This is a genomic window from Novosphingobium sp. (assembly GCF_031417815.1).
GTDB lineage: Bacteria > Pseudomonadota > Alphaproteobacteria > Sphingomonadales > Sphingomonadaceae > Novosphingobium.
This window is the reverse complement of record NZ_JANOWI010000019.1, coordinates 21812-35732: the sequence shown is the minus strand read 5'-3', so window position 1 is coordinate 35732 and position 13921 is coordinate 21812. Positions and strand designations below refer to the sequence as shown.

General features: G+C 61.7%; 25 protein-coding genes. 24 read left to right on the top strand and 1 reads right to left on the bottom strand.

The genetic code is table 11. The features are described from left to right. Positions 1-50 precede the first annotated feature (50 nt). From rplC to rpmD, 19 genes are read left to right on the top strand one after another with little or no spacing between them, the layout of a single operon-like run. On the top strand, positions 51-845 hold the full coding sequence (gene rplC / locus RMN99_RS04995) for a 50S ribosomal protein L3 (RefSeq protein WP_309622196.1): 795 nt from the start codon (positions 51-53) through the stop codon (positions 843-845). A gap of 3 nt (positions 846-848) precedes the next feature. Then, positions 849-1475: a 50S ribosomal protein L4 gene (gene rplD, locus RMN99_RS04990; RefSeq protein ID WP_309622195.1), complete on the top strand. Its 627-nt coding sequence runs from the start codon at positions 849-851 to the stop codon at positions 1473-1475. Continuing rightward, the gene (locus tag RMN99_RS04985; protein ID WP_309622194.1) at positions 1468-1773 is read left to right on the top strand and encodes a 50S ribosomal protein L23; all 306 of its coding nucleotides are present in this window, start codon (positions 1468-1470) and stop codon (positions 1771-1773) included. The genes rplD and RMN99_RS04985 overlap by 8 nt, the downstream gene beginning before the upstream one ends. Positions 1774-1782: 9 nt before the next feature. Continuing rightward, positions 1783-2619, top strand: coding sequence for a 50S ribosomal protein L2 (gene rplB / locus RMN99_RS04980; protein WP_309622193.1), 837 nt, complete (start codon positions 1783-1785; stop codon positions 2617-2619). Between the two features lie 6 nt (positions 2620-2625). Next, the gene (rpsS, locus tag RMN99_RS04975; RefSeq protein WP_309622192.1) at positions 2626-2907 is read left to right on the top strand and encodes a 30S ribosomal protein S19; all 282 of its coding nucleotides are present in this window, start codon (positions 2626-2628) and stop codon (positions 2905-2907) included. After that, a complete protein-coding gene (gene rplV, locus RMN99_RS04970) occupies positions 2907-3296 on the top strand; it encodes a 50S ribosomal protein L22 (protein ID WP_309622191.1) in 390 nt (129 codons plus the stop codon). Before rpsS ends, rplV begins: the two co-directional genes overlap by 1 nt. Positions 3297-3299: 3 nt before the next feature. Then, on the top strand, positions 3300-4010 hold the full coding sequence (gene rpsC / locus RMN99_RS04965; RefSeq protein ID WP_309622190.1) for a 30S ribosomal protein S3: 711 nt from the start codon (positions 3300-3302) through the stop codon (positions 4008-4010). 3 nt (positions 4011-4013) lie between these two features. Continuing rightward, on the top strand, positions 4014-4448 hold the full coding sequence (gene rplP, locus RMN99_RS04960; RefSeq protein ID WP_309622189.1) for a 50S ribosomal protein L16: 435 nt from the start codon (positions 4014-4016) through the stop codon (positions 4446-4448). After that, complete coding sequence (rpmC, locus tag RMN99_RS04955) at positions 4448-4654, top strand: 50S ribosomal protein L29 (RefSeq protein WP_309622188.1); 207 nt, start codon at positions 4448-4450, stop codon at positions 4652-4654. Before rplP ends, rpmC begins: the two co-directional genes overlap by 1 nt. A gap of 11 nt (positions 4655-4665) precedes the next feature. After that, positions 4666-4935, top strand: a complete 270-nt coding sequence (gene rpsQ, locus RMN99_RS04950; protein WP_309622187.1) for a 30S ribosomal protein S17 — start codon at positions 4666-4668, stop codon at positions 4933-4935. A gap of 54 nt (positions 4936-4989) precedes the next feature. Then, positions 4990-5358 (top strand): 50S ribosomal protein L14, encoded by a 369-nt coding sequence (gene rplN, locus RMN99_RS04945; protein ID WP_309622186.1) that lies wholly within the window; start codon positions 4990-4992, stop codon positions 5356-5358. Beyond that, positions 5358-5681, top strand: coding sequence for a 50S ribosomal protein L24 (gene rplX, locus RMN99_RS04940; RefSeq protein ID WP_309622185.1), 324 nt, complete (start codon positions 5358-5360; stop codon positions 5679-5681). The genes rplN and rplX overlap by 1 nt, the downstream gene beginning before the upstream one ends. Further along, entirely contained in the window at positions 5674-6252 is a 579-nt protein-coding gene (gene rplE / locus RMN99_RS04935) for a 50S ribosomal protein L5 (RefSeq protein WP_309622184.1), read from the top strand. Before rplX ends, rplE begins: the two co-directional genes overlap by 8 nt. Before the next feature lie 20 nt (positions 6253-6272). Beyond that, positions 6273-6578 (top strand): 30S ribosomal protein S14, encoded by a 306-nt coding sequence (gene rpsN, locus RMN99_RS04930; RefSeq protein ID WP_309622183.1) that lies wholly within the window; start codon positions 6273-6275, stop codon positions 6576-6578. Between the two features lie 10 nt (positions 6579-6588). Continuing rightward, positions 6589-6984: a 30S ribosomal protein S8 gene (gene rpsH, locus RMN99_RS04925; protein WP_309622182.1), complete on the top strand. Its 396-nt coding sequence runs from the start codon at positions 6589-6591 to the stop codon at positions 6982-6984. Then, on the top strand, positions 6984-7517 hold the full coding sequence (gene rplF, locus RMN99_RS04920; protein ID WP_309622181.1) for a 50S ribosomal protein L6: 534 nt from the start codon (positions 6984-6986) through the stop codon (positions 7515-7517). The genes rpsH and rplF overlap by 1 nt, the downstream gene beginning before the upstream one ends. Continuing rightward, on the top strand, positions 7517-7858 hold the full coding sequence (rplR, locus tag RMN99_RS04915; RefSeq protein WP_309622180.1) for a 50S ribosomal protein L18: 342 nt from the start codon (positions 7517-7519) through the stop codon (positions 7856-7858). Before rplF ends, rplR begins: the two co-directional genes overlap by 1 nt. Before the next feature lies 1 nt (position 7859). Beyond that, positions 7860-8627 carry a 30S ribosomal protein S5 gene (gene rpsE / locus RMN99_RS04910; protein ID WP_309622179.1) on the top strand — a complete coding sequence of 256 codons (768 nt, stop codon included), beginning with the start codon at positions 7860-7862 and terminating at the stop codon, positions 8625-8627. 6 nt (positions 8628-8633) lie between these two features. After that, on the top strand, positions 8634-8810 hold the full coding sequence (gene rpmD, locus RMN99_RS04905) for a 50S ribosomal protein L30 (protein WP_309622178.1): 177 nt from the start codon (positions 8634-8636) through the stop codon (positions 8808-8810). Between the two features lie 210 nt (positions 8811-9020). On the opposite strand, the gene RMN99_RS04900 is transcribed toward rpmD, so the two are convergent. Further along, a complete protein-coding gene (locus RMN99_RS04900; RefSeq protein ID WP_309622177.1) occupies positions 9021-9842 on the bottom strand; it encodes an FkbM family methyltransferase in 822 nt (273 codons plus the stop codon). 133 nt (positions 9843-9975) lie between these two features. Here RMN99_RS04900 and rplO point away from each other — a divergent pair, with 133 nt between their 5' ends. The 5 genes from rplO to rpsM all read left to right on the top strand — a co-directional run bounded on the left by rplO (position 9976) and on the right by rpsM (position 13876). Beyond that, entirely contained in the window at positions 9976-10503 is a 528-nt protein-coding gene (rplO, locus tag RMN99_RS04895) for a 50S ribosomal protein L15 (protein ID WP_309622176.1), read from the top strand. 139 nt (positions 10504-10642) lie between these two features. Continuing rightward, positions 10643-11992 (top strand): preprotein translocase subunit SecY, encoded by a 1350-nt coding sequence (gene secY, locus RMN99_RS04890; RefSeq protein ID WP_309622175.1) that lies wholly within the window; start codon positions 10643-10645, stop codon positions 11990-11992. Positions 11993-12014: 22 nt separating this feature from the next. Further along, positions 12015-12662 carry an adenylate kinase gene (locus RMN99_RS04885; protein ID WP_309622174.1) on the top strand — a complete coding sequence of 216 codons (648 nt, stop codon included), beginning with the start codon at positions 12015-12017 and terminating at the stop codon, positions 12660-12662. A gap of 39 nt (positions 12663-12701) precedes the next feature. Next, the gene (locus tag RMN99_RS04880) at positions 12702-13295 is read left to right on the top strand and encodes an SRPBCC family protein (protein WP_309622173.1); all 594 of its coding nucleotides are present in this window, start codon (positions 12702-12704) and stop codon (positions 13293-13295) included. 212 nt (positions 13296-13507) lie between these two features. Next, positions 13508-13876 (top strand): 30S ribosomal protein S13, encoded by a 369-nt coding sequence (gene rpsM / locus RMN99_RS04875; RefSeq protein ID WP_309622172.1) that lies wholly within the window; start codon positions 13508-13510, stop codon positions 13874-13876. The last annotated feature ends 45 nt before the right edge of the window (positions 13877-13921 follow it).

Sequence of the window (13921 nt, the reverse complement as noted above, 5' to 3'; positions counted from 1 at the left end):
CAAGCCCCTGGGGATGGTCCCCTTGGGCCTCTGTTGAGGAGTACAGGATCATGCGCACTGGCGTGATCGCCAAAAAGGTGGGGATGACCCGCCTTTTCCAGGAAGACGGTCGGCACGTGCCGGTAACCGTTCTGGCGTTGGAAGATTGCCAGGTGGTCTCGGTTCGCACCGCTGATCGTGACGGTTATGTCGCGGTCCAGCTGGGTGCCGGGGTTGCCAAGCAGAAGAACGTTGCCAAGCCGCAGCGTGAACATTTCGCCAAGGCCCAAGTGCCGTTGAAGGCTGAGGTCGCCGAATTCCGCGTGGCAGATGATGCCGTGCTCGAAGTCGGTTCGACCATTGCTGCCTCGCACTTCGTGCCTGGCCAGCTGGTTGACGTGGCTGGCCACACCCAGGGCAAGGGCTTTGCCGGCGGCATGAAGCGCTGGGGCTTCGGCGGCATGCGCGCGACGCACGGCGTCTCGATCAGCCACCGTGCCTTGGGTTCGACTGGCCAACGCCAGGATCCGGGCAAGGTCTTCAAGAACAAGAAGATGGCCGGACACATGGGTGACAAACAGCGCACCCAGCAGAACCTCGAAGTTGTGCGCGTCGATGACGTACGCGGCCTGATCTTCGTCAAGGGTTCGGTCCCGGGTGCAAAGAACTCGTGGCTGCAGGTGGTCGACAGCGTCAAGGTCGCCCGTCACGCCGAAGCGCCTTATCCTGCCGGCATCAAGAGCGGCGACGCTCCGGTGGCAGCGGATGAGCCCAAGCTGGCCGACCAGATCGAAGAAACCGTGGCCGATCTGGCGCAGGAAGCTGATGCTCCTGCAACCGAAGCCACCGACGGCCAGGAGGGCTGAGCCGTGAAAGTCAAACTCCACAATATCGATGGCAGCGCAGGTAAGGGCGACATCGAACTGAACGATGCGGTGTTCGGCCTTGAGCCGCGTGCCGACATCCTTCACCGCGTTGTCACCTGGCAGCTGGAAAACCGCCGTGGCACTGCCCGTCCGACGCGTGAGCGTTCGGAAGTGGCGCGCACAGGCAAGAAGTTCGGCCGGCAAAAGGGCGGCGGTACGGCGCGTCACGGTGATCGCCGCGCGCCGGTGTTCATCGGGGGCGGTAAGGCTCATGGTGCCCGTCTGCGCGATTTCGACGTCTCGTTGAACAAGAAGGTCCGTGCACTCGGCCTGAAGATGGCGCTGTCGAGCAAGGCCAAGGCCGGGCTCGTGATTGTCGACACGCTCGACCTCAAAGACGCCAAGACCAAGGCCGTGGCTGAGCAGCTGGCCAAGGCCAACTGGGGCAAGAAGGTGCTGGTGATCGATGGTGAAGCGGTGAACGAGGGCTTTGCCCGCGCCACCCGTAACCTCATCGGGATCAACGTCCTGCCCGCCGTCGGTGCCAATGTGTACGACATCCTGAAGCATGACACGCTGGTGCTGACCCGCGCCGCGGTCGAAAAGCTGGAGGCCCGGTTCAATGGCTAAGGCAGCGATCGACACGCGTCACTATGACGTGATTGTGGCTCCCCACATCACCGAAAAGGCGACGCTGGCCAGCGAGCACAACGCAGTTGTGTTCAAGGTCTCTGAAAGCGCAACCAAGCCGCAGATCAAAGCTGCGGTCGAAGCGCTGTTCGATGTCAAGGTGGTGAGCGTCAATACGCTGACCCAGAAGGGCAAGACCAAGCGCTGGAAGGGCAAGCCCTACAAGCGTTCGGACGTAAAGAAGGCGGTTGTCCGTCTGGCTGAAGGCCAGTCGATCGACGTCACCAGCGGGATCTGAGGCTGAACCATGGCACTCAAAAGCTATAACCCGACCAGCCCGGCGCGTCGCGCGCTGATCCTGGTCGACAAATCGTCCCTGTGGAAGGGCAAGCCGCTCAAGGCGCTTACCGAAGGCAAGCACAAGACCGGCGGGCGCAACAACAAGGGCCATGTCACCTCGCGCGGGATCGCCGGGGGTCACAAGCAGAAGTACCGCTTCATCGACTTCAAGCGTCGCAAGTGGGACATGCCGGCTGTGGTCGAGCGGATGGAATACGATCCCAACCGCACCGCGTTCATCGCTCTGATCAAGTATGCAGACGGTGAACAGGCCTACATCATCGCGCCGCAGCGTCTCGCCGTTGGCGATAGTGTGGTGGCCGGTGAAAAGACCGACGTGAAGCCGGGCAACGCGATGTTGCTCAGCACCATGCCGGTTGGCACGATCTGCCACAACGTGGAAATGAAGCCGGAAAAGGGCGGCCAGATCGCCCGTTCGGCCGGCACCTACGTGCAGGTCGTCGGCCGTGACCGCGGGATGGTGATTGTTCGCCTCAATTCGGGCGAGCAGCGCTACCTGCGCGGCGATTGCATGGGCACGGTTGGCGCGGTTTCAAACCCCGACAACCAGAACCAGAACTTCGGCAAGGCTGGCCGCACCCGCTGGCAGGGACGTCGTCCGCTGACCCGCGGTGTCGCCAAGAACCCGGTCGATCACCCGCACGGCGGCGGTGAAGGCCGCACTTCGGGCGGTCGCCATCCGGTTACCCCCTGGGGCAAGCCGACCAAGGGTGCCCGCACTCGCAACAACAAGCAGACGGATAAGCTGATTATCCGTTCGCGTCACGCCAAGAAGAAGAGGTAAGGCCCCATGGCACGTTCCGTCTGGAAAGGCCCCTTCGTCGACCTGCACCTGCTGAAGAAGGCAGAAGCCATGCAGGATCAGGGCACCACCCGCACCGCTCCGATCAAGACCTGGTCGCGTCGCTCGACGATTTTGCCGCAGTTCGTTGGTCTGACGTTCAGCGTCTACAACGGCCACAGGTTCATCCCTGTCTCGGTCAACGAAGACATGGTCGGGCACAAGCTTGGTGAATTTGCGCCCACGCGCACCTTCCCCGGCCACGCTGCCGACAAGAAGGGTAAGCGCTGATGAGCAAGCAGAAAGCTCCGCGCCGGGTTGGTGACAATGAAGCGCTGTCGGTTGGCACCACGATCCGTGGTTCGGCCCAGAAGCTCAACCTGGTTGCAGCCCTGATCCGCGGCCGCAAGGTTGAGGAAGCCATGAACATCCTCAGCTTCTCGAAGCGGGCGATGGCGGTTGATGCCCGCAAGGTGCTCGCTTCGGCGATTGCCAATGCGGAAAACAACCACAACCTCGATGTCGATGCCTTGGTGGTTCACGAAGCGTCGGTCGGCAAGGCGATCACCATGAAGCGGTTCCACACCCGTGGCCGCGGCAAGTCGACCCGCATCCTCAAGCCGTTCAGCCGGCTCAGGATCGTGGTTCGCGAAGTCACCGAACAAGCAGGGGAGGCCTGATCCATGGGTCATAAATCGAACCCCATCGGCCTGCGCCTGCAGATCAACCGCACCTGGGACAGCCGCTGGTACGCTGAAGGCAAGAACTATGCGAAGATGCTTGAGGAAGACCTCAAGATCCGCAAGTTCGTGATGGAAACCGTGCCGCAGGCCGCCGTCTCGAAGGTCGTGATCGAACGTCCGGCCAAACTGTGCCGCGTGTCGATCTATGCCGCTCGTCCGGGTGTCATCATCGGCAAGAAGGGTGCAGACATTGAAAAGCTGCGTTCACAGCTGGCCAAGATGACCAGCAGCGAAGTGAAGCTGAACATCGTTGAAATCCGCAAACCGGAAATCGATGCCAAGCTCGTTGCCCAGGGCATTGCCGATCAGCTGATCCGCCGCGTGGCATTCCGCCGGGCGATGAAGCGCGCGATGCAGTCGGCGATGCGTCTTGGTGCCGAAGGCATCAAAGTGGTGTGTGGCGGCCGTCTTGGCGGCGCCGAAATCGCCCGTGTCGAACAGTACCGTGAAGGCCGCGTGCCGCTCCACACGCTGCGCGCCAACATCGATTACGCCGAAGCCGAAGCGCTGACGACCTACGGGATCATCGGTATCAAGGTATGGGTCTTCAAGGGCGAAATCCTTGGCCACGATCCGATGGCGCAGGACCGCCTGATGATGGAAGCCCAGACCACTGGTGTCCGTCCGGCACGCGAAGACCGCAGGAACTAAGTCATGCTGCAACCAAAAAAGCATAAATTCCGCAAGGCGTTCAAGGGCCGCATCCATGGCAATGCCAAGGGCGGTACCGACCTCAACTTTGGCTCGTACGGGCTGAAGTGCCTTCAGCCCGAGCGGATCACCGCCCGCCAGATCGAAGCGGCCCGCCGCGCGATCACGCGTCACATCAAGCGCCAGGGCCGTCTCTGGATCCGCATCTTCCCGGATGTGCCGGTTTCGAAGAAGCCTGCCGAAGTCCGTCAGGGCAAGGGCAAGGGTTCGGTTGAATACTGGGCTGCCCGCGTCAAGCCGGGTCGCATCCTGTTTGAACTCGACGGCGTGGCCGGCCCCTTGGCCGCCGAAGCCTTCAGCCGCGCCGCGATGAAGCTTCCGGTCAAGACCAAGGTTGTGGCCCGGCTGGGCGACACCAGCCACCTGGGAGGCGAATGATGGCCAACACTGCTGACCTGCGTGCCAAGAGCGAAGACCAGCTCGCGGCCGATCTCGCTGACCTTAAGCGCGAGGCATTCAACCTGCGCTTCCAGGCTGCGACAAACCAGCTCGAGCGTCCGGCGCGCATCAAGGAAGTGCGCCGCGATATCGCCCGTATCAAGACGCTTCAGGCCGAGCGCACCAGCGCTGCGGTAAAGGCGTAAGGAGACCAACGATGCCCAAGCGTATCCTGATCGGGACCGTGGTTTCCGACAAGACCGACAAGACCGTGGTCGTGAAGGTCGAACGTAAGGTGAAGCACCCGCTCTACGGGAAGATCATCCGCCGTTCGAAGAAGTATCACGCTCACGACGAAGACAACGCCTTCAAGGCCGGTGAAACGGTTCGCATCGAGGAGACCCGCCCGATGTCGAAGCTGAAGACCTGGAAGGTGATCGAACGCGTCGTCGCCAGCAAAGGCACAGCGGTCGAAGCCGACGTTTAAGTTACTGGAACTGCCGGACTGGTTCCGGCAAGCCATTAGGAAGGAACCGGATCAATGATCCAGATGCAATCCCAGCTTGATGTCGCTGACAACAGCGGTGCCAAGCGCGTCCAGTGCATCAAGGTGCTGGGCGGATCCAAGCGCCGGGTGGCTGGCGTGGGCGACGTTATCGTCGTTTCCGTCAAGGAAGCCCAGCCGCGCACCAAGGTGAAGAAGGGCGACGTGCACCGCGCGGTCATCGTTCGCACCCGCAAGGAAGTGCGCCGCACCGACGGCAGCGTGATCCGTTTCGACAGCAATGCTGCCGTGCTGATCAACAAGAACGCTGAACCCATCGGCACCCGGATCTTTGGCCCCGTGGTCCGCGAACTGCGCGGCAAGGGCTATATGAAGATCATCAGCCTTGCGCCGGAGGTGCTGTAATGGCCGCCGCGAAGATCAAGAAGGGTGACTCTGTTGTCGTCCGGTCGGGCAAGGACAAGGGCCGCAGCGGCACTGTCCTGCAGGTCATGCCGAAAGAGGGCAAGGTCCTCGTTTCGGGCGTGAACGTGGCTGCCCGCCACCGCAAACCCAGCCAGACGAACCCGCAGGGCGGCATTGACCGCCGTGAAGCTCCGATGGCGATTAGCAAAGTGGGTCTTGCAGACCCGAAGACCGGCAAGCCGACCCGCGTGCGCTTTGAAACGTCGAAGGACGGCAAGAAGGTTCGCGTAGCGGTAAAGTCCGGGGAGACGATCGATGGCTGATACCTACACCCCCCGCATGAAAGCCAAGTACGATGCGGAAGTCGCCAAGGCGATGACCGAGAAGTTTGGTTACAAGAATGTGATGGAAGTGCCCAAGATCGAAAAGATCACGCTCAACATGGGCGTGGGCGAAGGCAGCCAGGACAAGAAGAAGGTCACGACTGCCGCCGAAGAAATGGCTTTGATCGCTGGTCAGAAGCCGGTCATCACCAAGGCCAAGAGGTCGATCGCACAGTTCAAGCTGCGTGAAGGCATGCCGATCGGCTGCAAGGTTACCCTGCGCCGCGAACGCATGTATGAATTCCTTGACCGGTTGATCACCGTCGCCATGCCCCGCATCCGCGATTTCCGTGGGCTGAACCCGAAGAGCTTCGACGGGCGCGGCAATTATGCGATGGGCCTGAAAGAGCAGATCATCTTCCCCGAGATCAGCTACGACCAGATCGAGAAGGTGCGCGGCATGGACATCATCGTCACCACCTCCGCCAAGACCGACGACGAAGCGCGCGAGCTGCTGCGCCTGTTCGGTTTCCCGTTCCCGGCCGAAGCCGAAGAAGCCCAAGCGGCCTGAGATAGAGAGAGCTTAAGTCCATGGCGAAACTGAGTTCCGTGAACAAGAACGAGCGTCGTAAGAAGCTCGTGAAGAAGTATGCAGCGAAGTACGCGAAGCTGAAGGCTACTGCGGGCGACAAGTCGCTCGATGATGGTGATCGCCTGATGGCTCGCCTGAAGATGGCCGAGATTCCCCGCAACGGGAACCCGACCCGCGTGCGCAACCGCTGCGCTACCACCGGCCGCCCGCGCGGCTTTTATCGCAAGTTCGGCCTTTGTCGGATCGAGCTGCGGGATAAAGGCAACAAGGGCCTTATCCCCGGCCTGACGAAGTCGAGCTGGTAAGGATACCGCAATGGCGATGACCGATCCCCTGGGTGATATGCTCACCCGCATCCGCAATGGCCAGCGTGCGAAAAAGGACTCTGTCCTTTCGCCGGCTTCGAAGCTGCGCGCCCGCGTGCTCGAAGTTCTGCAGCGCGAAGGCTATATCCGTGGCTACTCGGAGGACGCCACTGGCGCCCACCCGCAGCTGCGGATCGAACTGAAGTATTTCGAGGGCGAACCTGCGATCAAGCATGTCGCCCGCGTCTCCAAGCCTGGTCGCCGGGTCTACTCGGGTTCGAAGGAACTCCCGGTGATCCGCAACGGTCTTGGCATCACCATCGTCTCGACGCCGCGCGGCGTGCTTTCGGATGCCGAAGCGCGCGCCCACAATGTCGGTGGCGAAGTGCTGGCGGAGGTGTTCTGATGAGCCGCATCGGTAAACGTCCCGTAGCGATCCCGAGCGGCGTGTCCGCCGAGATCAAGGACGGCGTGTTGTCGGTCAAGGGCCCCAAGGGGACCCTGACGCTGACCCTGCGCGACGAGATCAGCTATACCGTTGATGGCGAAAGCATCCTTGTGAAGCCCGCCAACGATACCAAAGCTGCTCGCGCATTCTGGGGCATGCAACGCACGCTGGTGGAAAACCTGGTGACTGGCGTGACCGCCGGTTACACCAAGGTTCTCGAAATCACCGGTGTCGGCTACCGCGCCAACGCTCAGGGCAAGAACCTGAAGCTGCAGCTCGGTTACAGCCACGACGTCGATTTCGCGGTGCCCGAAGGTATCGAGGTGAAGACGCCGGACAACACCACGATCGAGATTATCGGGATCGACAAGCAGCAGGTCGGTCAGGTTGCCGCCGAGATCCGCCGTTGGCGCAAGCCTGAACCCTACAAGGGCAAGGGGATCAAGTACCGCGGCGAGTACATCTTCCGCAAGGAAGGGAAGAAGAAGTAATGGCCAAGCTCAACCTTTTCGAGCGCCGTCGTCGGCGCGTTCGCACCGCGCTCAAGGCGCGTGCCGGTGGCCGTGTGCGGCTTTCGGTGCACCGTTCGGGTCGCCACATCTACGCCCAGCTCATCGACGATGCCGCTGGCCGTACTGTGGCTGCAGCCAACTCGCTGGGCAGCAAGGCCGGGGCCAATATCACGGCCGCAGCCGATGTCGGCAAGAAGCTGGCTGAGGCTGCCAAGCAAGCTGGCGTGACCACCGTCGTGTTCGATCGCGGCGGCTTCCTGTTCCATGGCCGCGTCAAGGCGCTGGCTGATGCCGCACGCGAAGGCGGGCTGGAGTTCTAAGATGGCTGACGAAACCAACAATGAAGCCGAAGTCTCCGCAGTAGCGGTTGACGCACCGGCAGCAGCTGCCCCTGAAGGCGGCGAACAGCGCGAAGCACGCGGCAATCGCGGCGGTGGCGGCGGCGGCGGTCGTGGCCGCGGCGGTGACAATCGTGGCGGCGGCGGTGATCGTGGTCGCGGCGGTCGCGGCGGCAATGATCGCAATCGCGGACGCGGCGGCGACGATGACGGCGGCGAAGAGCTGATCGAAAAGCTGGTCCACATCAACCGCGTCTCCAAGACCGTGAAGGGCGGCAAGCGCTTCGGCTTTGCGGCGCTGGTCGTGGTCGGTGATGGCAAGGGCCGGGTAGGCTTCGGTCATGGCAAGGCGCGCGAAGTGCCCGAAGCCATCACCAAGGCGACCGCTGCTGCCAAGAAGAAGATGGTTCGCGTTCCGCTCAAGGAAGGCCGCACGCTGCACCACGATTGCAAGGGCCGGTTCGGTGCTGGCAAGGTCAACCTGCGTTCGGCTCCGGCCGGGACCGGGATCATTGCCGGCGGCCCGATGCGCGCCGTTTTTGAAAGCCTGGGCGTGGCTGACGTGGTGACCAAGTCGGTCGGCACCAGCAATCCCTACAACATGATCCGCGCCACTTTCGATGGACTGGTCAACCAGACTTCGCCGAAGTCGGTTGCGCAGCGCCGTGGCAAGAAGGTTGCTGACCTGCTGGGTCGCGGCGGTGCGAGCGCGGTTGAGGCGGAAGCCGCAGCTGACGCGATTACGGAGTAAGCGATCATGGCCAAGATCAAGATCAAGCAGATCGGTTCACCGATCCGTCGCCCTGCCAGCCAGAAGAAGATTCTGATCGGACTGGGGCTGGGCAAAATGAACCGTGTGGTCGAGGTGAATGACACCCCCGAAACGCGCGGCGCGATTGCCAAACTTCCGCACATGGTAGCCGTGGTCGGCTAAACCGACTGGTTATCAGGCTAGAAATTGAAAGGCCCCGGTTCGTTATGGACCGGGGCCTTTCCGCATTTGAGGTCGGCTTTGGCGAAGCGGCAACAGCGCAATAACGATCAGCATCGCGTCACGCTGGTCCGGCTTTGGGTAACCCCTCAGATCAGTGGCCGTCAGGCGGCAAGCGGGCTGGGGATTGCTTGCAGGTCAGCAGTCCAGCTTCTACCCCTTCCGGTAGAGGACGTAACCGCGTCCGACATCGCCTTCGATGGTCTGCATGCCGCAAGCGCTGACCAGCGCATGGGTAGCTGCCGGATCGATCCCGCGGTTCGCCAGGATGGCGGCGTGATAGTCGAGCAGCAGGGTTCGGACCTGGCCCGCGCGCATCAGTGGTTCGAGCGAGCGAACCACTTCAGGCTCGTAGCCTTCAACATCGATTTTCACGAAATCGAAGTGCGCGAGCCCGGCTTCGGCCAAGATCGTCAAGGGCGTGATTTCCCGCACTTCCTGGCTCTTCGCGCCAAACCGATAGCGTGACACCAAACTGGATGCACCGGTGTTGCTGATCGGGAACAGCCAGATCCGATGGCTTGCATTATCGCTTTCGCCAACCACACGCTTGATGATCCGGGTGCGGCCCGTGGCATTGAGTGCCAGGTTGATTTCAAGTACTTCGTGTAGCCGAGCTTGCGGTTCGACTGCCAGAACTGTTCCCTCAGGACCAACCAGCGACGCAGCGAGGGCTGAGAAAAAGCCTTCGTTGGCCCCAATATCCAGCACGCTGTCCGCCGCGCGAATGTTTTCGCGGAACAGGCGCACCGTTTCGGGCTCATAGGTTCCGGTGCTGAGGATCTCGTCACCCAAGTGGGTAGTGGGATCAATCAGCACCCGCAGACCTTCGGCATCAATGATCCGGCGATGGGCCAGCAAGCCAAGCACGAACGAGGCCAGCACGGTTGGCCTAAGCCTGCGCAAGCGCCGCACGCGTGCGTGAAGTCTGGAAAGGCTGGCTTCCTCGGCTTGCATATCGGCGGCTATTTTCATTCCGCGTTCTTCTGGTTGGGCCAGGGACGCATGGCAAGGCTAAAGACGCACAAAAGGGGGTGACAGCACAGGCCACTTCGCCTAATGGGCCGCCTTCCAATCAGCGCGACTAAAGCGAAAGCGAGTGCATATCATGAAATTGAACGAAATCCGCGACAACGATGGTGCCCGCAAATCCCGCATGCGCGTGGGCCGCGGGATTGGCTCGGGCAAGGGCAAGACCGCCGGCCGCGGCCAGAAGGGCGCCAAGGCGCGTTCGGGCGTTTCCATCAACGGTTTCGAAGGCGGCCAGATGCCGCTGCACATGCGCATCCCGAAGCGTGGCTTCAACAACATTTTCGCCAAGGACTTCGCTGAAGTGAACCTGGGCATGGTGCAAAAGGCGATCGACGCCGGCAAGCTTGATGCCAAGCAGACAATCTATCACGCCGCGCTCAAGGCCGCTGGCCTCGCCCGCGGCGGCAAGGATGGCGTGCGGCTCCTCGGCAAGGGTGAACTCACGGCCAAGGTCGCGTTCCTGGTCGATGGCGTTTCAGCAGGTGCCAAGGCCGCGGTTGAAAAGGCCGGCGGTTCGGTCGAGTTGCCCGCCGCGCAGCCAAGCGAGCACGAAAAGAAGACCGCGCGCCGCGAAGTCAACAAGACGGCGAAGGCCGCCAAGTAACGCGTTTACGCCGAATCCCTGCCCGGCCAAGGCCGCGGCGGGGATTGTGCGTTTTTGGGGGGTTCGACTTCGCCGTTTCATCCCTATATGGGGCTGACCAGCGGTCCGGGGCGGACTGAAAGCAAGGCAATTTCGGACCATGGCATCACGCGCCGACAACATTGCGAGCAATCTCAGCCTCGCAAACTTTTCCAAGGCTACCGAACTCAAGAAGCGTATCTGGTTCACCATCGGTGCGCTGATCGTTTTCCGCTTCCTGACTTTCGTTCCGCTGCCGGGGATCGATCCGCTCAAGCTGAAGCAGTTCCTTGATCGCAGTGCTGGCGGGATCCTTGATTTCTTCAACATGTTTTCGGGTGGCGCGCTGTCGAACTACAGCCTGATCAGCCTTGGCGTGATGCCTTACATCACCTCGTCGATCGTGGTGCAGCTGGCGGCATCGCTGCATCCCTCGCTCGCCAGCCTCAAGAAGGAAGGCGAAAGCGGGCGGCGCAAGCTCAACCAGTATTCGCGGTATGGCGCGGTGTTCCTGACGGTCGTTCAGGGCTATGCGGTGCTGCGCAACGCCGAAGTTCAAGGTTTTGCGGTTGATCCCGGCACGCTGTTCTACGTGGCAGGCCTGGTTTCGCTGGTCGGCGGGACGATGTTCCTGCTGTGGCTCGGCGAACAGATCACCAGTCGCGGGATTGGCAACGGCACCTCGCTGATCATCATGGCCGGTATCGTCGCGCAGATGCCGCGGTTTTTCCAGAACTTGCTCACCCAGTACAGCACCGGGGCCATTTCGGGCATTGTCGTGGCGTTGATATTGGCGTTGATCGTGGTGGTGGTGCTGTTTATCTGCTTCATGGAACGCGCCACGCGGCGGCTTCTGATCCAGTATCCCAAGCGCGCCAGCCAGAACGGCATGATGCAGGCTGATCGCAGCCACCTGCCGCTCAAGATCAACACGGCGGGTGTGATCCCGCCAATCTTCGCCAGCTCGCTGCTTTTGCTGCCGCTGACCATCAGCCAGTTCGCCGGCAACTCGTTTGCGCCTGACAGCAAGGTTGGCGCCGCGATCGTTGCGATGAACCAGTATCTGGGCCACGGCAAGCCGGTGTACATGTTCCTCTATGCAATCCTGATCGTGTTCTTCTGCTTCTTCTACACCGCAGTGGTGTTCAACCCAGAAGAAACCGCAGACAACCTGAAGCGCAACGGCGGTTTCATCCCCGGCATCCGGCCGGGCAAAAGCACCGCGACCTACCTTGATTATGTGCTGACCCGCATCACCGTGATCGGTGCGCTCTATATCACGGCGGTTTGCGTTATTCCCGAAGCGCTGCTGGCGCAGACCGGTATCAATGCGCTGTTTTTCGGCGGGACCAGCTTGCTCATCGTCGTCAACGTGACGGTCGATACGATTACGCAGATCCAGTCTCACCTGCTGGCGCACCAGTATGGTGACCTGATCAAGAAGGCCAAACTCAAGGGTCGGCTGCGCTAAACGTCAATTCGGGGGAATTACCGTGGACATCATCCTGTTGGGACCTCCGGGTGCAGGCAAGGGCACCCAGGCGCAGCGACTGGTCGAACGTCATGGCATGCGTCAGCTTTCGACTGGCGACATGCTGCGCGCAGCCGTCAAGGCGGGCTCTCCGGTCGGTCTGCAGGCCAAGGCAGTGATGGAACGCGGCGAACTGGTTTCCGACGAAATCGTCTCGGCGCTGATCGGCGAGGAACTCGATGCATTGGCGACCGGGCAGGGGGCCATTTTCGATGGCTATCCGCGCACCGCAGCCCAGGCAAAATCGCTCGATGCAATCCTCGCCGCGCGTGGCCGCACGCTGGCCCAGGTGATCGAGCTTGAGGTTGACGAGGATGCGCTGGTCGCGCGGATTTGCGGACGCTACACCTGCGCAAACTGCGGCAAAGGCTATCACGATACGTTCGAGCAGCCCAAGGTACCCGGCACTTGCGACAAGTGCGGTAGCCACGAGTTCAAGCGCCGTCCCGATGACAACGAGGATACAGTGCGCACCCGCATGGGCGAGTACCGCGCCAAGACGGCGCCGATCCTGCCGATCTACGAAGCGCGCGGGATAGTCGCCCGGGTTGATGGCATGGCGGACATCGACAATGTGACAGCGGCGATCGAAGGCATTATCAAGCGCTGAACGGTCGCCCCACGCGCGCCGTGCGGAGGAGGGTAATCGATGCGCAAATCCTGGATAGTCGCTGCCGCGCTGGCCGGTGCCGTGCTGGCCATGCCCGGCCAATCCGCTGCCGAAGTCGCGGTGCAGGGTGAAAGCAGTTTCGTTGTGACGCTTGCGGTTGAGGTTCCGGCGGCAAAGGCCGATGTCTGGAAGGCGTTGATCGCCCCGGCGAAGTGGTGGTCGAGCAACCATACCTATTCCGGCGATGCCGCGAACCTCTATATCGACAGCCAGGCGACCGGGTGTTTCTGCGAAAAGATCCCCAAGCCCGCCGATGCGCCGGCCGATCAGCGGATGGGCAGTGTCGAACACATGCACATCGTTTATGCCGATCCTGCGCATGGCGTTTTGCGTCTTACCGGCGGACTGGGTCCGCTGCAGGGTGAGCCCGTCGCCGGAGTCTGGACGATCACGCTGAAACCGGGTGAGGGCGGGGGCACGCAGATCGTATGGGACTATGCGGTGAACGGCTTGGTGCGGCAGAAAGCTGATGTGATCGGCCCCATGATCGATATGGTCATGGGTGAGCAGTTGGCCCGTCTGGCGGGGCTGTTTGCGCCCACCGATGCTCCGGCGTCCGCCCCCACCGGGTGAACGAAAAGCGGTTGACTTCGCAGCCGTTAAGCGGGCGTTGACACTTGACGCGAATCGCCCTAAGCGCGCCTCTCAGCCGAAAGAAGCGGTCGTCCGGAAGGCGCATGGTTATAGCGCGCCCCAGCCGGACGTTTTGCCGTTCTTGCAGCTGAAGCGTTGAGATGGGCGCGTTGCGGACAATCCGTTACCGCCTGTGGAGCATGGAGAATTAAGTGGCTCGTATTGCCGGGGTAAATATCCCCACCAACAAGCGCGTTATCATTGCGCTCACCTACATTCACGGCATTGGCTCGTTCAAGGCCCGCCAGATCATTGACAAGCTGGGGATCGATCACAGCCGCCGGGTTTCGGACCTGTCGGACCAGGATGTCCTGCACATCCGCGAATCGATCGACGCCGAGCATCAGGTTGAGGGCGATTTGCGCCGCGAAACCGCGATGAACATCAAGCGCCTGATGGATCTGGCCTGCTATCGCGGGCTGCGTCACCGTAAGGGGCTGCCGGTTCGCGGTCAGCGCACGCACACCAACGCCCGCACCCGCAAGGGCAAGGCCAAGCCGATCGCCGGCAAGAAGAAGTAAGCCTAACGGCGCTTTCGCGCCGACAGCTTCCCTTCCAGATATTCG

Coding starts and splice junctions, on each gene's coding strand:
- rplF (WP_309622181.1), top strand. CDS start 6,984: ATGAGCCGCATCGGTAAACGTCCCGTAGCGATCCCGAGCGGCGTGTCC.
- rplO (WP_309622176.1), top strand. CDS start 9,976: ATGAAATTGAACGAAATCCGCGACAACGATGGTGCCCGCAAATCCCGC.
- rpmC (WP_309622188.1), top strand. CDS start 4,448: ATGGCCAACACTGCTGACCTGCGTGCCAAGAGCGAAGACCAGCTCGCG.
- rplB (WP_309622193.1), top strand. CDS start 1,783: ATGGCACTCAAAAGCTATAACCCGACCAGCCCGGCGCGTCGCGCGCTG.
- rpsC (WP_309622190.1), top strand. CDS start 3,300: ATGGGTCATAAATCGAACCCCATCGGCCTGCGCCTGCAGATCAACCGC.
- RMN99_RS04985 (WP_309622194.1), top strand. CDS start 1,468: ATGGCTAAGGCAGCGATCGACACGCGTCACTATGACGTGATTGTGGCT.
- rplP (WP_309622189.1), top strand. CDS start 4,014: ATGCTGCAACCAAAAAAGCATAAATTCCGCAAGGCGTTCAAGGGCCGC.
- rpsH (WP_309622182.1), top strand. CDS start 6,589: ATGGCGATGACCGATCCCCTGGGTGATATGCTCACCCGCATCCGCAAT.
- secY (WP_309622175.1), top strand. CDS start 10,643: ATGGCATCACGCGCCGACAACATTGCGAGCAATCTCAGCCTCGCAAAC.
- rplV (WP_309622191.1), top strand. CDS start 2,907: ATGAGCAAGCAGAAAGCTCCGCGCCGGGTTGGTGACAATGAAGCGCTG.
- rpsN (WP_309622183.1), top strand. CDS start 6,273: ATGGCGAAACTGAGTTCCGTGAACAAGAACGAGCGTCGTAAGAAGCTC.
- rplE (WP_309622184.1), top strand. CDS start 5,674: ATGGCTGATACCTACACCCCCCGCATGAAAGCCAAGTACGATGCGGAA.
- rplR (WP_309622180.1), top strand. CDS start 7,517: ATGGCCAAGCTCAACCTTTTCGAGCGCCGTCGTCGGCGCGTTCGCACC.
- rpsE (WP_309622179.1), top strand. CDS start 7,860: ATGGCTGACGAAACCAACAATGAAGCCGAAGTCTCCGCAGTAGCGGTT.
- rplC (WP_309622196.1), top strand. CDS start 51: ATGCGCACTGGCGTGATCGCCAAAAAGGTGGGGATGACCCGCCTTTTC.
- rplX (WP_309622185.1), top strand. CDS start 5,358: ATGGCCGCCGCGAAGATCAAGAAGGGTGACTCTGTTGTCGTCCGGTCG.
- rpsS (WP_309622192.1), top strand. CDS start 2,626: ATGGCACGTTCCGTCTGGAAAGGCCCCTTCGTCGACCTGCACCTGCTG.
- rplN (WP_309622186.1), top strand. CDS start 4,990: ATGATCCAGATGCAATCCCAGCTTGATGTCGCTGACAACAGCGGTGCC.
- rpsQ (WP_309622187.1), top strand. CDS start 4,666: ATGCCCAAGCGTATCCTGATCGGGACCGTGGTTTCCGACAAGACCGAC.
- RMN99_RS04880 (WP_309622173.1), top strand. CDS start 12,702: ATGCGCAAATCCTGGATAGTCGCTGCCGCGCTGGCCGGTGCCGTGCTG.
- RMN99_RS04900 (WP_309622177.1), bottom strand. CDS start 9,842: ATGAAAATAGCCGCCGATATGCAAGCCGAGGAAGCCAGCCTTTCCAGA.
- rpmD (WP_309622178.1), top strand. CDS start 8,634: ATGGCCAAGATCAAGATCAAGCAGATCGGTTCACCGATCCGTCGCCCT.